The sequence below is a fragment of the Vibrio hibernica genome (genome assembly GCF_015223435.1).
GTDB lineage: Bacteria > Pseudomonadota > Gammaproteobacteria > Enterobacterales > Vibrionaceae > Vibrio > Vibrio hibernica.
The window spans coordinates 1-16,023 of record NZ_VHKO01000028.1; the positions used below are offsets into that span (position 1 = coordinate 1).

General features: G+C 44.8%; 14 protein-coding genes. 8 read left to right on the forward strand and 6 right to left on the reverse strand.

Features of this window, described 5'->3' with window-relative positions:
• The first annotated feature begins 505 nt into the window (after positions 1 to 505).
• Positions 506 to 1,957 carry a chitinase gene (locus tag FH976_RS10565; RefSeq protein ID WP_187003704.1) on the forward strand — a complete coding sequence of 484 codons (1,452 nt, stop codon included), beginning with the start codon at positions 506 to 508 and terminating at the stop codon, positions 1,955 to 1,957.
• A gap of 367 nt (positions 1,958 to 2,324) precedes the next feature.
• Positions 2,325 to 2,918 carry an acetate uptake transporter gene (locus tag FH976_RS10570; RefSeq protein ID WP_154168954.1) on the forward strand — a complete coding sequence of 198 codons (594 nt, stop codon included), beginning with the start codon at positions 2,325 to 2,327 and terminating at the stop codon, positions 2,916 to 2,918.
• Between the two features lie 55 nt (positions 2,919 to 2,973).
• Here FH976_RS10570 and pcp read toward each other — a convergent pair whose 3' ends face one another.
• The 6 genes from pcp to FH976_RS10600 form a co-directional block, all read right to left on the reverse strand.
• Positions 2,974 to 3,618, reverse strand: coding sequence for a pyroglutamyl-peptidase I (gene pcp, locus FH976_RS10575; protein ID WP_194090823.1), 645 nt, complete (start codon positions 3,616 to 3,618; stop codon positions 2,974 to 2,976).
• A gap of 175 nt (positions 3,619 to 3,793) precedes the next feature.
• Positions 3,794 to 4,918 (reverse strand): M20 family metallopeptidase, encoded by a 1,125-nt coding sequence (locus tag FH976_RS10580; RefSeq protein ID WP_194090824.1) that lies wholly within the window; start codon positions 4,916 to 4,918, stop codon positions 3,794 to 3,796.
• Between the two features lie 9 nt (positions 4,919 to 4,927).
• Positions 4,928 to 5,413, reverse strand: coding sequence for a YjiG family protein (locus FH976_RS10585; RefSeq protein WP_187025109.1), 486 nt, complete (start codon positions 5,411 to 5,413; stop codon positions 4,928 to 4,930).
• Positions 5,413 to 6,144, reverse strand: coding sequence for a nucleoside recognition domain-containing protein (locus tag FH976_RS10590; RefSeq protein WP_194090825.1), 732 nt, complete (start codon positions 6,142 to 6,144; stop codon positions 5,413 to 5,415). Before FH976_RS10590 ends, FH976_RS10585 begins: the two co-directional genes overlap by 1 nt.
• Positions 6,145 to 6,457: 313 nt before the next feature.
• Positions 6,458 to 8,002 carry an alanine/glycine:cation symporter family protein gene (locus tag FH976_RS10595; RefSeq protein WP_194090827.1) on the reverse strand — a complete coding sequence of 515 codons (1,545 nt, stop codon included), beginning with the start codon at positions 8,000 to 8,002 and terminating at the stop codon, positions 6,458 to 6,460.
• A 256-nt stretch (positions 8,003 to 8,258) separates the two neighbouring features.
• Positions 8,259 to 9,524 carry a D-amino acid dehydrogenase gene (locus tag FH976_RS10600; protein WP_161438670.1) on the reverse strand — a complete coding sequence of 422 codons (1,266 nt, stop codon included), beginning with the start codon at positions 9,522 to 9,524 and terminating at the stop codon, positions 8,259 to 8,261.
• Between the two features lie 103 nt (positions 9,525 to 9,627).
• Between FH976_RS10600 and FH976_RS10605 the strand changes: the two genes are divergently transcribed.
• From FH976_RS10605 to mgtE (FH976_RS10630), 6 genes are all read left to right on the forward strand, one after another.
• Positions 9,628 to 10,533, forward strand: coding sequence for a LysR substrate-binding domain-containing protein (locus tag FH976_RS10605; RefSeq protein ID WP_186463249.1), 906 nt, complete (start codon positions 9,628 to 9,630; stop codon positions 10,531 to 10,533).
• A gap of 174 nt (positions 10,534 to 10,707) precedes the next feature.
• Positions 10,708 to 11,031 carry a DOPA 4,5-dioxygenase family protein gene (locus FH976_RS10610; RefSeq protein WP_004395822.1) on the forward strand — a complete coding sequence of 108 codons (324 nt, stop codon included), beginning with the start codon at positions 10,708 to 10,710 and terminating at the stop codon, positions 11,029 to 11,031.
• Positions 11,032 to 11,589: 558 nt separating this feature from the next.
• A complete protein-coding gene (locus FH976_RS10615; RefSeq protein ID WP_004395821.1) occupies positions 11,590 to 12,096 on the forward strand; it encodes a CBS domain-containing protein in 507 nt (168 codons plus the stop codon).
• A gap of 12 nt (positions 12,097 to 12,108) precedes the next feature.
• The gene (gene mgtE / locus FH976_RS10620; RefSeq protein ID WP_194090828.1) at positions 12,109 to 13,479 is read left to right on the forward strand and encodes a magnesium transporter; all 1,371 of its coding nucleotides are present in this window, start codon (positions 12,109 to 12,111) and stop codon (positions 13,477 to 13,479) included.
• A gap of 19 nt (positions 13,480 to 13,498) precedes the next feature.
• Entirely contained in the window at positions 13,499 to 14,206 is a 708-nt protein-coding gene (locus tag FH976_RS10625; protein ID WP_194090829.1) for an MgtC/SapB family protein, read from the forward strand.
• A gap of 289 nt (positions 14,207 to 14,495) precedes the next feature.
• Positions 14,496 to 15,866, forward strand: coding sequence for a magnesium transporter (mgtE, locus tag FH976_RS10630; RefSeq protein ID WP_004395818.1), 1,371 nt, complete (start codon positions 14,496 to 14,498; stop codon positions 15,864 to 15,866).
• Positions 15,867 to 16,023 lie beyond the last annotated feature (157 nt).

Here is a 16,023-nt window from a genome sequence, read left to right on the forward strand (position 1 = left end):
GAATTTTAGACCATTGGAATATTAGTACGCTTTATTTATCTGCTTCATTAATTACGCTGCTAAGTCTTGCTTTGATGGTTGGTAGTCGTAAAAGGGCTACGGAACAAGCTACTATGGTATAAGTTCGGAATGTTATAAAATACGTCGACGATCAGCAAAAAATCAAAAAAATTCTGCGCATGGTATAGATGATGGTATCGGGAAAGGTGGTGTTTCTAAATAGCTGTTATTTCGATGTATTTTGTGCCCGTTGATATTCGAGTGGGAATGATTTCCCAGTATTCGTTTTTTGAGTTTACTGTTTATCAAACCTCAGGTTCTGCCTGAGGTTTTTTATTGGGTCACATTTGTCGTAGTGCTTCCAAGAAAAATGTCACGATACAGTATGGACGTAGGATGATCGCTAGTGCCTCGCAAAACCGTCTTATCATCATTGGTTTTTGCTTAAAAGCAGATGAATAGCCTTTATCCTAAAGTGGCGTTTATCAATAAGAGGGATTTTTTCATGTTCATACTCAATAAAACGGCCTGTTGGGTGAGCCTTATTTGTGCACTGCCAAGTTATGCAATGACGATTCAAGTCGATCCTCTCGATAGCTCTGGGTACGTGGTATCTCGTGCTGAGCTACAAGCCATTGAGCAGCAAAAAACGGCTGACCCTATGTATGCGATTTGGTCACAAGCTTTACGAACAGCACCCAATAGTTTAGTCGAAAGTATTGAACCGGGGTTGGCGAGTAATCCAGACAATGTGAAGCGAGTAGAGCGGGTTTTTCCTGAGCATGAATGGAATTTCCTCACTCATATGGCCGCACCAGAATACACCTATACTCGATTTTTAAGGGCTATCGGCAAGTTCCCCGCCTTTTGTGGTGATTATGAGGATGGACGGGATGCCGATGCCATTTGTAAAAAGTCGGTGATCACGGCTTTTGCTCATTTTGCTCAAGAGACGGGTGGTCATATAGCGAAAGATAATATTTCTGATAATCCACTTGGATTGGAGGAGTGGCAGCAAGCGCTTGTCCATGTTCGGGAAATGGGCTGGTCGGAAGGACAGCTCGGTTATACCACTGGGTGTGGACAAAATGATTGGCAAAACCGGAAATGGCCTTGTGGTGATGGGCAAGGCTATTTTGGTCGTGGTGCCAAACAACTTTCTTATCACTTTAATTACGGTGCTTTTTCTGAGGTGATGTTTGATGGTGATGCTTCTGTATTGTTGAATAATCCCGGATTAGTCGCGGACTCTTGGCTTAACCTCGCTTCTGCGATTTGGTTCTTTTTAACGCCTCAAGCGCCTAAACCGGCGATGTTGCACGTTATCGACCGAACTTGGACACCTTCTCAACGTGAAATTGATGCAGGAATTGGTTATGGATTTGGTACCACCATCAATGTCATTAATGGTGGAATTGAGTGTGGCGAGCAAAACAAAGATAAAGGTCAGCCGGTTAACCGGATTCGTTATTGGGAAGGTTTGGCTGAGCATTATCAGATCCCGATTGAAACTGACGAGCTGAATACTTGTTGGCAACAAACGCCCTATGGCAGCTTAAATTTAAATGGCGCAACGGATGTCCTTTACACCAATTGGGATGGTAACTGGCGTTATTATCCTGATCGTCCCGGTGGCTATTCTTTTGAATGTAATTTAGTCGGCTTTCAAACCGCCTATTCAGCTCTGGTTGAAGGCGATTATGAAAAGTGTGTGACTAACTATTATCAGTCTCACGCTAGCTGGCCTAAAGTACGAGTGGTGGAACAATTAGAGTCAACCGAGCCTGAACAGCCAGATGAGCCACCGGTTGAAGGAACAGAGCTATGGCAAGCCAGTAAAGTTTACTATGCTGGTGATCTCGTGACTTATCAAGGTGCGGTATATCAAGCGAAATGGTGGTCGCAAGGTGATGTACCAACGGCGGGTGATCCTTGGATAGCGATTACACAGCCCTAGATAAATAGCGTTATCTTTAAAGCAGCGGGCGATATGGATGAAAGCATATTGCCTGCTGCTTTTCATAGCGGCTATTCTTTCGTGATTAAATTGCGTTCAAAATAAAGCGTTTAAATCGCGGTGAGACGCTTATTGCCTAGTTATGCTTGGTATTTTGACAGTGGAGTAAGGTGGATGACCAGCAAAGGCATGAGGTCTGATCTATTCCAGATGGCGTGATAGTTCAGGCCCTTTGACTATAGAAAGTTAAATGTAACAAAAGCTGTATAAATGTAATCTAAGTTTTCATTAATGGTTTTTCCTTTTTGACGACTTGTTCACTAAACTTCGCGCGTAATTTTTATTAACATTTTTGAAGGTAATGTGAATGTCGACGCAACTTGCTAACCCTGCGCCGCTTGGCTTGATGGGTTTTGGTATGACAACAATTCTACTTAATATCCATAATGCTGGTTTCTTTCCTATTGATTCAATGATTTTGGCAATGGGGATCTTTTATGGTGGCCTTAGCCAAGTGATTGTTGGCATCATGTGCTTTAAGCGTGGCGATACTTTTGGTACCACTGCGTTTACCTCATACGGTTTATTTTGGTTAACTTTAGTCGGTCTATTAGTGATGCCATATATGGGACTGCCAGCCAGCCCGGCTCATTTTATGGGCTGGTATTTAACGTTGTGGGGCATTTTTACTGGTTTTATGTTTATTGGTTCACTGTGCTACCCAGTCGCTAAACAAGTGGTGTTTGGTTCGTTAACTATCTTGTTTGCTTTACTGGCGCTGCGTGATTTTACCGGTAGTGAGCTGATTGGTACGATTGCTGGTTTTGAAGGTATTTTCTGCGGTGCGAGCGCGATTTATTTTGCCATGGCGCAAGTGATCAATAATGAATATGGCCGAACCGTATTACCGATTGGTGCTAAGCGTAAAGCGGCGGTGGTCGCTGAGCCAGTTAGCGCTTAAATCTAATATGGTCCATCAAAGCTGGCTCAGGCCAGCTTTTTGCGTTTTATGGCTATCAGCACACATTTCCACCGATGATTTGCCTGTCTTGTTTGCTGTGATAACAAGTTTGAATCATGACTCGTACGGCTGCTATGAGCGGTTCTAATCCTAAGCTGGGTAGTGATGGATTAGTCGCTGGAACTTGTTCTGGCAACGGCGGAACATGGATAAAACCGCTGCGAATATCCTTTTGAGCTAAATAATGCTGAACAGCATAAAACAGATGATTACAAACAAACGTCCCTGCCGAGTAGGATACTTCGGCGGCGATCCCTGCTTGCTGTAAATCCTCCACCATGGCTTTGACCGGCAGGGTAGTAAAGTACGCCGCTGGTCCGTTGGCAATAATGGCTTCATCGATCGGTTGATGACCAGCATTATCGGCTATCCGGTAGTCATCAAGATTAATGGCTACTCGCTCAGGTGTAATGGCGGCACGTCCACTGGCTTGCCCGAACATCAAGACTAAATCGGGTTGATGTATCTCAATGGCTTTAATCGCAGTTTCAGCGGCTTGATAACGGACCACGGGTAGAACACAGCCGATCGTTTCAACGCCAGGAAGTTGTAGTTGTTGTTGTGCATTGATTAATGCCAGTGATGGGTTAAGGCTATCCTCTCCAAATGGCTCAAAGCCGGTGATCAGTACTTTAAACATCCATGTAAATCCTTATAAAGCGGGGACGTAACAGTTTATCCTGCGCTCGTTTTTTATTATAAGCAACCTCCCTTTGCTATTTGAAACGATAGCGATGCTCATCAATATTGATGAGCATGAGGCTATTTCCCTTGCAATCTCAGGTACAGGATTTCGGTTTGAATTATCATAATGATTACCGTGCCAATCTCTCTAGTAGGTTGATCAAGAGTTTTATCCGAGGTTCAATGGAATCCAGTAAGAGATATTCTTCTTCGCTGTGGAATCCAGCACCAATTGGACCAAACCCATCTAACGTTGGGATGCCTAAAATGGCCGTGACATTAGCATCTGAACCGCCACCTACCGCTTGCCAATGAATATCTAGACCGATTTCACTTCCTACTTGCTCGACGATACTCATTAATGATTGTGTTTCATCGCTTGGAATCATTGCGGGTTTATAGGCTTCACGATGTAAAGAAATCTTAACCCCATCGAGGTATGGTTGCTCTATCATGCTGATTAATTGATGATTAATATCATCGTATTCTTGATTGTTCCAAAAGCGGACATCAACAATAGCTTGTGCCTGATCGGGCACGATATTCGCGCCAGTCCCTCCAGACACAACGCCGACATTCAAAGTGGTTCCTGAAGATAAGTTAGTCATTTGATTGATTGCTAAAATCCAATGAGCCATTTCCGTGATAGCACTGCGACCTTTTTCTGGTTCATTTCCAGCATGAGCAGCAATGCCTGAAAACTCGATTTTATACCGTGCCATACCTTTGCGTGCTTTGACTAGGCTACCATCGGCACGAGCAGCTTCAGCAACCAAAACATAGCGAGCTTTTTTGGCAATATTTTGTATCCATTGATGAGAATACAAAGATCCGGTTTCTTCATCTGGGTTCATGCAAATACAGATAGACAACTTATCTAGGGCGCTCTGGCTAAGTTTACGCATTGCATAAACGATATTGAGTAGTCCAGACTTCATGTCTGATACGCCGGGGCCGTAGGCTTTTTGACTGTCGAGTGTCATGGGGCGTTGAGCTGCGGTACCGGGAGGAAATACGGTATCCATATGGCCAATTAGCATTACATCGATAAGCTCTGATTCAGGTTTGTTACGAATTTCTAAACCGACCCCAGCTCTATCACAATCAATGCGTTTCACTTGCCAACCGGCTAACTGCTGAAACTTGTTTTCGAATTGTTCAGCTATAAAATCAATACCATCTAGGGTGTAAGTTCCGCAGTCAACGTTTATCAGTGGGCGAAGTTCATTGAGATATTCTTCTAAAGAAAATGACATTTTTGTCTCCTAAACAAATAAATTCATGACTAACATGGCACCAAATGCATTAAGAATGGAGATAATAATCATCACTGGAATGTAACGACCTTCAGTGCCAATAGGGCCCATAATTCGACCAATATACTGGACTTGCGATCCCATCAAATAAATGGCTGGAGCTAAAATAGCGATGTGAGCACCATTTAAAATGCCTTGATCAAAGAGAGTGATAACAACGCCAACGGCACCTCCCATAGACATCCAAGCGCCAATTAATACTGCAGCCGCTTCACCGGGTAAGCCGAAAATTGCCATGATTGGTGAAAATAAAACACCAATCAGATCTAACGCTCCTGTTATTTGTAAGGCTTTTATGATGACAAAAGCCATTAATACATTCGGGACGGTTGATGTGGTCGCAATTACCCAGCCTTTTTTAGCACCTTCAACGAATACATCAGTGATCATCGGTTTTTTTGTTGTTGATGATTGAGTTTCAGATGGATTATTCATTATTTGCTCTCTTCTTGTGCCTGATGAGTGGTTGTCGGTGGTGATTCTTTCCCTTCGGTAATATTGAGATAAATTCGGAAAATATTGGCTCCGATAATTTTAAAGACAAACATGACAGCAACAGCTAAGCCAATTGAAGAAGTCACCGCCAAAGAACCGTCAGCGAGAGTTAAGGTGAAGAGTACCGCCCCCGAGGAAAAGAAGTTAACAATCGTTGCTCCGGCGGTGAATTGGAACATCGTGAAGATATCGGTTTCCCGTTTAGTTATCCGCCCTTCGTCTTTCAGCTTACGGGTCATTGCAGCGCCGGCATCGGTACTCTGTAAGGAAGCTATAAGTGCTAATCCAGTATTACCTGGAATACTCATCAAGGGGCGTAATAGGGGAGTTAATAGTTTTCGAGCGGCATCGAGAGCGCCGTACTGTTCAAGGACATTAATCATGCCCAAAGCAAACATAACGGTAGGAATGAGTGAAAGAGCAAAGATGAATCCATCTCGAGCACCACTTCCGCCATTGCCACGAAAAGAAGTTGATACAGTTTGCACCCCTTCTGCTGTTTCCGTAACACTATAGGCGACTTTACCAAATGAGCCATTGAGGGTAGTAAAATCAAATACGCCGTACCATTCGTTAGACTGAAGTAGTCCAGAGAAAAAAACGACCGCAAACGTTAGGGCTAGATAACTTCCCCAAGTTACTTTTCTTTCATGTTCGATAGGATTTGTCATAGTCAAGCTCTGTATTATCAAAAGATGAGCTTATCTTCTCCTGACTTGATATGAATAATGATGATCCCTATCAACAGAACGATTGGATAGTATGTTGTTTTGTTTTTGGTTTTAAATTTTGTGATTGTCCTCAAAATTAAATTATTAATCTGGTTACCTATAGGGCACCATGTAGATGCTATTGATAATAGATTTTCCTTTTATTTAGTAAGCTGTAGTCATAGATCAAAAAAAGGGTTAGCAATCGCTAACCCTTGGTACTGTTTTTTATTTTTATATACAGCAGGTTGTGTTTACAAAGCGGCCTTACTATTTAGGTACTTGGCAGCTCGGTTGCTTTACCTTCAGGTTCAGCGGTTGGGGCTTGGCCTGTTTTACGTAGGTATTTCTCTTCCCAATAAGTGGCATTTTTAATGCCAAGCTTGACGGGGTTGAAAGTGAACTCCTCAACGCCTTGTTTTTGTTGTTCTTCGTAATCTTTTAACGCCACGATGGTCGGTTTAGCCAAAAAGAAGATAATTAAAATACCGACAATATTCAGCCATGCCATTAGCCCTACACCAACGTCGCCGAGCGCCCATGCAAGGTTAGCGGTATTGATACTACCGTAGAACACCACTGCAACCATGGCCACTTTGAGTAAAAACATAGCACTACTGATTTTGAAGCTACGGCGAATGTAGGCAATGTTAGTCTCTGCGATATAGTAATAAGCTAATATCGTGGTAAATGAGAAGAAGAACAGCGCCATAGCAACGAATGGCTTACCAATCCCTGGTAGGGTGGTTTCAATCGCCATTTGGGTAAAGGCCGGGCTGTTAGCTGCAATGTCTGCTGGTAAATTTTGCAGTATCATCCCCTCTGCGCCGTGAACATTATAAGCGCCGGTGATTAGGATCATGAAAGCAGTGGCTGAACAAACCAGTAAAGTATCAATATAGACAGAAAATGACTGAACTAACCCTTGTTGCACTGGATGTTGGACACTCGCTGCAGCTGCAGCATGAGGACCGGTTCCTTGACCTGCTTCATTAGAATATACGCCACGCATCACCCCCCAACCGATAGCAGCACCAAAGCCAGCCATAGGAGTAAAAGCATCACCAATGATCATAATGAAGATTGCGGGAACTTGAGTGATATTTAAAAGAATGATGATAAAGGCGAGGATAACGTAAGCCAGTGCCATAAAAGGAACGACAAACTGAGTAAATTGAGCAATACGCTTAACGCCACCGAAAATAATGAAAGCCAGCACAATACAGATTAATGCACCAGTAAAGATCTTCGCAAAACTAAAGGTGCCCATGGCTGTTTCGACCATGTCTCCAGAGCCAAACGCCATTTCAACCGCATTACCGATACTGTTCGATTGAATACCGGGCAGTAAAACCCCACAGGCTAAAATAGTCGCAATGGCAAAGATCCACGCATACCATTTTTGACCTATGGCTTTTTCAATGTAATAAGCCGGTCCACCACGGAACTGGCCGGTATCTTTGTCTTCTTCTTTATAAATTTGCGCTAAGGTCGACTCTGCATAGGCGGTGGCAGCACCAAAAAAGGCCACCATCCACATCCAAAATACCGCGCCTGGCCCACCAAAGCCAATGGCTGCAGCGACACCGGCGATATTACCTGTCCCGACTCGACCGGATAAAGATACGGCCAATGCCTGAAAAGAAGAGATCCCTTTTGATGAGCTTTTGCCTGACAGTAGCAAGCGCCACATTTCGGTGAAATGACGAACTTGTACAAAGCGAGTATTGATTGAGTAAAACAAACCAGCGCCAAGACATAAATACACTAGGGCTGGGCTCCAAATTATTCCATTAATAAAATCAACAAATGACTGCATGAAAGTTTCCCTGTTAACGAATTGTTGTGTTTGTTTTGCATCCACATCTTAAATCTCTTGTAACTATTTTGTTAACTGGTTTTTTCTTTCTTGTGTGTTTGCGTGGCTTTGATCACATAAATAGTCATAACATGTTAATTTTTAGTGATGTATTGTGCGAGGGTGATAGAGGCTAAACAAAAATGGCTCATACACCATAACGCGGTGTTGAGCCAGAGAGGAGGTGAAAATACGGATTGATTAGACGCTCATAATCCTATGATACCGCCTGACCATATCGAGACACGTTGAGTTCACTGGTTTTTATTTTACTCGGACGTTGGCTGATAATATCGGCCAGTAAACTGGCTGAGCCACAAGCCATCGTCCAGCCTAATGTGCCATGTCCAGTGTTAGTATAAAGATTGTCGAGCTTGGTTGCGCCAATGATTGGCGTACCATCGGGAGTCATTGGGCGAAAGCCAGTCCAAAATTCCGCTTGTTCGAAATAACCGCCTTGAGGGAAGAGATCCTTCACCACCATTTCAATCGTGGCTTTACGCGCTTCGGGAATTGAAGGGTCAAAGCCCGCTAATTCAGCGGTTCCAGCGACGCGAATACGTTCATCAAAACGGGTTAGGGCAACCTTATAGGTTTCATCCATCACGGTGGATTGCGGAGCAAAATCGGCGTCACGGATCGGTACGGTTAATGAGTATCCTTTTACTGGATAAACGGGGAGATCAATGCCAAATGGTTTGAGCAGCGCCGGAGAGTAACTGCCCATCGCAACCACATAAGCATCGGCTTTAAGTAGCCCCTTATCGGTTTGGACACCGGTGATCTTATTGCCTTCGCTCAGTAAGCCTTGCACTTGAGTATTAAACTCAAAGCGTACGCCTTTCGATTTTGCTAACTCGGTTAATTGTTGGCAAAACAGATAACAGTCACCAGTTTCGTCATCGGGTAAATAAAGGCCACCAACCAGTTTATCTTGAACAGGCGTTAATCCTGGCTCTTGTTTCAAGCAGCCTGCGACATCCAGCAGTTCGAAACGAGTGCCACTTTCTTCCAGCAACTGCATGTCTTTTTCAACCGCTTGCAATTGTTTCTGCTTTCGAAACACTTGCAAGGTGCCTTTTTGGCGGCCTTGATATTGAATATCGTAGTTTTTATTCAACTCAATCAAACACTCTCGGCTATGATTAGCAATCGATAACATGCGAGCTTTATTAATTTGATAACGAGATAACTGGCAGTTCGCCAGCATTTGGGTTGTCCAATTGAGTAGCTTGGGATCAAGTGATGGCTTAATTTTCAGCGGTGCGTGTTTTTCCAGTAGCCATTTGATGGCTTTTTGCGGCACACCTGGGGCTGCCCAAGGCGAAGAATAACCGTAGGAAACTTGCCCTGCGTTGGCAAAACTGGTTTCTTCTGCACTTCTGGCTTGACGATCGATAACCGTCACACTGTGCCCTGCTTGTGATAAATACCAAGCACTGGTTAAGCCAATAACACCACTACCTAAAACAATAATTTCCATGACAACCTCCAAATTAACAACGTAAGTAGTTTCTTTGCTTTACCTTTTGTTAACAATCGATAAAAATTATCATCAGTGTTTAGTTTTTCTAAAGGCTATTGCCATGTTAAAGAATACTTACCTTGCAGCATTACATACCTTTGTACAGGTCGCTCATCATACCAGTTTCAGTAGTGCGGCCAAAAGTTTACACATTACGACGGGAGCGATTAGCCAGCAATTATTGCAGCTTGAAGCGCAATTAGGTTTTAGTCTTTTTGAACGGCACTCGCGAGGGGTGCGGTTGACCGAAGCGGGACAAACCTTGTTGGTGGTTGTCCAACGTAGCTTGCAAGATATTGACAGTACAATTGAGCATCTTAACCAACGAGCCAATCGACGTGAGATACGTTTAAAACTCACCCCATCATTTGCTTTTAAATGGTTGGTGCCCCGGCTGGAAGACTTTTATCGTCATCATCCTGATATTCAAATTCAAACCTTCGCGGAAGGAGCATTGGTAGATAGCGATCGGCGCGATTTTGATCTGGCGATTGACTACGGGCCGTTTCCTTATTCTAAAGCCAACGCAGAATTATTATTGGAAGAGTATTTATTACCGGTTATGAGCCCGGCTTATCTGGCGGCTCATCCTGATTTAATGACACATGCTCGTCGTCCATCGGCGTGGCGCGAGGTCGTTTTGTTGCATGATGCCATGCCATGGGCAAAAGCGGCGCGAGATTATGAGTGGTTGTATTGGGCTTCGGAAATGGGCATTGAATTGGCGACTCATCAAGGTCATTTTTTTAATCGAACCGACATGGCCATGTCGGCGGCTGAGGCGGGCGTTGGTATCGCGATGGCAAGGCTGGCTCTACTGAGTAATGAATTAGAACAGGGCAAATTAGTCACGCCATTTGAGCCGATAGCGGCGAACGCAGGCTATTACTTTATTGTTCATAATCAAACGGAAACCACGGCGATTTTTATTGAATGGTTAAAAGGGCAAGTTTATCGAGCTGATTAATCGATACGATTGGCGATGGCTGCTTACTCTGTAGTGATATGTACCGGCGAGTAACGATGAATCAATCTGATCGTTCAAAAATCTTAACCAAGTTGCTGAAAAACTCAGGCTAGGTTTCATCGCTACGCCCCGTATAATAGTGAGAACTTGTCCTACTTGCCCAAGGAGTAAATGATGTATCACGCTCATGTTTATTTTGATTTATCTCAGCAGCCATTCGCTTATGCTTTGCAGCAAACCATTATTGCTGAATGCCGCGAGCAGATTAGTGCCATCTTTCCTTTGGTCCCGCGTTTGGTTGGCCCCCATCGCAAACCGATGTTTGAAATTCATTTCTCTGAACAGCAAAAATCATTTATTGATTGGCTGGATAATGCACGTGGTCCCTTGAGTGTCTTGATTCATCCTGTCTCTGGTGATGACTGGCATGATCATAGTGAACAGCAAGTGATGTGGCTAGGTGAGAACCTCGGTGTCAATCAAGAGACGTTACGTTAGTTGGCCTTCCTCCCAAGAGAACCGTTGTTGCTGGCTTGAGATAAATGGTAAAAAATGCGTTCGCGCTTAATTTTAAATTGACTTTCAATTGGTTGATCAATAATATTCAGCGCGAAAAATAACCCGGTTGATGTGATTTAACGCTATACTTTAAGCGTTAAGCCGAGCAACAATCGATCCCTTTTAATTTATCGAGGTACAATAGAAACCTATGGACTCGTCGAGTAGTCGAATATCACAGTATGGTCTTTTCGATGGTTCGAAAACACCAACGGTTTCTTGCTAGCCTGTCGCTAAATTCTCTTTAGCTGTTGTCAGGCGGTAACTACCCTTGGCAAAGCGAACTCTTTCCTTCCATCGTTAATTCCATACGTTAATACTTTGCGCAGTAAGGCAACGTTTGCCCGTGCGTAACCTATGACTGATGCTCACATGTTGTGAGCCGACACGTCGTGCTTCGCAAACCCATTGTTGCGCTAAGCGTTTTTCGTTTAGGCAAAATTTGTGGTTGCGATCACCAGGTTTCTTTGTCCTGAGCCCAACTCAGGAGAGACAAAGATGACAGTTTTTCGTACGCATTACATCGCTGATGTAAAAAAAGCCCGTACCCCAGTGCAACGCGCAGTATTGAGCCACGCTAAGCGTGATTTTTTCTGTGTTAGTGACCAATTGCAGGTGCAAGAAGTGATCACCATGCTCAAAGCGAGCCCGCTGTTTTCTTCTTCTGTTCATGTTATTGCTTTGATTAATGATCGCGCTGAGTACCAAGGTTTGGTGTCTATTAGCCGTTTATTATGTGCTGATAAAACCCAGCCCGTCACTGCGCTAGTACAAGGGTCTAACCATTATACTTTCGCCTTAAGCGAAGCTTATCCTGCCGCATTACAACTGAGAAAAAGCCAATGGCCCGTGCTACCAATACTGGATAGCCGCCACCGTGTCGTGGGTGTCTTGGAATTAAACGCTGCCCGCGCGATCATTCGTCATCAACTTGAACTTAATGATCAAGGTGTGGCTAAAACTTCATCTGGCTGGAAGCGCTTTGTGCGTTTTTGGAAGCACTAAGGGAAGAGCACGATGTCTGTTTCTATCATGACTCAAGAGCTGTTGGCACTGCACATCAGCCATAATCAAGCCGCGATGCTACGTTTTATCGACCAACATCCTTTGGCTGACTGTGCTGAAGCTTTTGCACAGCTATTAACCGAGCGACAATTTACTGAACAAGACGTATGTCAATTGCTTACGTTGCTGCCATTAGAAAAGCAAGTGGCTCTGTTTGGTTATTTCAGTTTAACGTGGCAAGAAAAACTCGCTGAGCAAATGGATGCTCAGCAACTCACTCAGTTAACTGAGCTTATGCCACACGATGAACGAGCCGATTTACTGACTCAACTGGAACCAGAACTGCAACAGCAAGTGTTGGATCAAATGGATAGCGAGGAGCGTTCTGACATTCAAAGGCTGGTTGCTTATCCAGAGGAGAGTGTCGGTGCGGTGATGACCTCTGATTTTGCTGTACTCGCTGCCGATTATACGGTCGAGCAAGCGATGCAAAAATTGCGCAGCATTGCTAAGCAAACCGAAACTATCTATCAGGCTTATGTGGTCGATGATCAGCAGCGTTTACAAGGTACGGTGTCACTACGCGATTTGGTGATTTCAGAGCCCAGCTCAACTGTGGGTAAGATCATGACCCGAGTGTTGATTTTTGTCCGAGTCGATGAAGATCAAAACGTCGCAGCACAAGCGATCAGTAAATATGATTTGCTCGCGTTACCCGTAGTCGATGGACAAAATCGTCTAGTGGGTATTGTGACTTATGATGATGCGATGGATGTGGCAGAAGAAGAAGCTGATCGCCACATGCACAAATCGGCAGCGGTCGATTTCACGGGTAACTTAAAAGAAGCCTCAGTGGGATTAATGTACCGTAAACGGGTCTTTTGGTTGGTCTTGCTGGTGTTCGGTAACCTTTTTTCTGGCGCAGGGATCGCCCATTTTGAAGATACCATTCAAGCCTACGTCGCCTTGGTCTTCTTTTTACCGCTGTTGATCGACAGTGGCGGTAACGCGGGGTCTCAGTCTGCCACCTTGATGGTTCGGGCACTGGCTACCGGAGAAGTGATCGGTAAAGATTGGGCAAAAATGCTCGGTAGAGAGGTGATGATAGCGGGGCTACTCGGCATAACCATGGCCGCCGCTGTGTCGATGCTTGGTTTATGGCGCGGCGGACCAGAGATCGCTTTAGTCGTGGCAATTACCATGCAAATTGTGGTGATTGTTGGCTCGGTCGTTGGTATGTCACTGCCGTTTGTTCTTAGCAAACTGAAGTTTGATCCTGCTTCCGCTAGTGCGCCATTGATCACTACGATTGCCGATGCGGTGGGAGTCATCATTTATTTCTCGGTGGCGACGATGATTCTGGATTTTCCGCCCACGGTATAAATGGGCATAGGAGCTCGCCATGTGGGACATTTTTGATTTTATCCTGCCGCTCATGTTAGCTGCAGGCTTGGGAGCCATGGTGGGGCTTGAGCGTCAATGGCATCAACGCATGGCCGGTTTGAGGACCAACGCTTTAGTGTCCCTTGGTGCCGCAAGCTTTACTTTGATGTCGATGATGGTTGATGGCGATGCCAGTCCAACACGCGTGGCAGCGCAGGTAGTCTCAGGCATCGGCTTTCTCGGTGCTGGGGTAATAATGAAAGAAGGGGCCAATATTCGCGGCTTAAATACCGCGGCTACTTTGTGGTGCTCTGCCGCGATAGGAGTGATGATTGGCGCCAATCAGTGGTCAGGTGCGGTTGCGGTGACGATCGTTATTTTGGCCACCAATACCCTATTACGCCCGTTAGTGAGGATCATCAACTATCGCCCTGTCGAGTCCGTCCAACAAGCGGAATGCTGGTGGCAATACCGTTTAGAGGTGGTTTGTTTAGAGAGTGATGAAGCGCATGTTCGAGCTTTATTATTGCAAGGTGTCTCTTCGGGGGCTTTGCAATTACAAAAGCTAGAAAGTGAAACCTTAATCCAAGATAAACAGACTCAGGTACGTGTCATCTCTTCGGTGATGGCAACACAACGGACCGATTCACACATCGAACGGGTGATTGGTCGATTAAGTTTAGAGCCGACCGTTTCACTGGCTAGCTGGCAAGTTGTGGAAGCTTAACTCGCTATCGTCTGGATAAGTGAAGCGACCTTGTCATTTACAACCTTCATCAGGCTATTTTGTCGACGTCTATTTTCTTAGCACGTAGTCAGAATAGCCTGATTTTCTTTTTCTTCGCTCTGGTTGTCTTATAACTGTGCTAAAATCAGCCATTTGCATGCTATTCATCTTATTATTATTTTATTTTTATTTCTCAGTATCTTTAGTCGCTAAGAGCAAAGAGCATGTCATAAGATAAAACAATAATGACGTTGATTCATGCTCACATGACAATGAAAAGAGTATTTAGATGTCAATCAATATCATGACTCAAGACCTCATGGCGCTGCACATCAGTCAAAATGCCGAAGCTATGGAACGCTTTGTTGAAGAGCACCCACTGGCTGACTGCGCAGAAGCCCTCACCGAATTGTTGGATAATCAACGTTTAACCGCTAAAGAAGCGGGGCAATTGTTACTGCTGATTTCTCTAGAAAAACAAGCCGCTCTATTTGGGTATTTTTCCTTGCGCTGGCAAGAAAAGCTCGCCGAAGAGCTTAATGCGCAAGAGCTCGCACAAATGACGGAGCTCATGCCCCATGATGAACGCGCTGATTTACTTACTCAATTAGAACCAGAGTTTCAGCATCAAGTTTTACAACAAATGGATGCGGAAGACCGGCGCGATATTCAGCGCTTAGTCTCTTATCCAGAAGAGAGCGTCGGGGCATTAATGACCTCGGATTTTGCGACGCTCGATGCCCATCAAACCGTTGAAGAAGCCATCAACCAACTACGGAAAATCGCCAGTGAGCGAGAAACTATTTACCAAGCTTACGTTGTTGATGAGCAAATGCATCTGCAAGGTACCGTTTCCCTGCGTGATTTGATGATTTCTGAGCCAAGTCTAACGGTTGGCAAAATCATGACTCAAGTGCTGATCTTTGTACGGGTGGATGAAGCGCAAAATGTGGCCGCGCAAGCGATCAGTAAATATGACTTACTCGCTCTTCCGGTATTGGATCAACAAAATCGCATGGTCGGTATTGTGACTTATGATGATGCGATGGACGTTGCAGAAGAAGAAGCAGATCGTTCGATTCATAAATCTGCCGCGGTCGATTTCTCCGGTAACCTAAAAGATGCTTCCGTTGGATTGATGTACCGTAAGCGCGTGTTTTGGTTGGTTTTGCTGGTGTTCGGTAATCTCTTTTCCGGAGCGGGGATCGCCTATTTTGAAGATACGATTCAAGCCTACGTTGCGCTGGTCTTTTTCTTACCATTATTGATTGGTAGTAGTGGTAATGCCGGGGCGCAGTCGGCAACGCTGATGGTCCGAGCTATTGCCACTGGCGAAGTCATTGGTAAAGACTGGGCGAAAATGCTGGCTAAAGAACTGTTTATCGCCGGTTTACTGGGTGTCACTATGGCGATTGCGGTATCGCTGCTTGGCTTATGGCGCGGCGGTCCAGAAATTGCCTTAGTGGTAGCGTTAACCATGCAAATTGTGGTCGTAGTTGGATCGCTGGTGGGGATGTCACTGCCATTTATTCTCAGTAAACTTAAGTTTGATCCGGCATCGGCCAGTGCGCCACTGGTTACCACTATTGCCGATGCGGTCGGAGTTATTATCTATTTCTCCGTCGCCACCAGCATCTTAGATTTTCCTGCGGTTGGTTAAACTTGCTTGATTGAGGCTCTAAATATACCCTTCCGACTTGAAGCTGCAGGGGTGTTGGCTACGTTCGTTCGCCCCAATCACATAGTCTATCTATGCTCATGGGGGCTCACTCACTTGCCGCCTACCTGCAACTCCAAGTTGTTTGGGTATAGAGCCT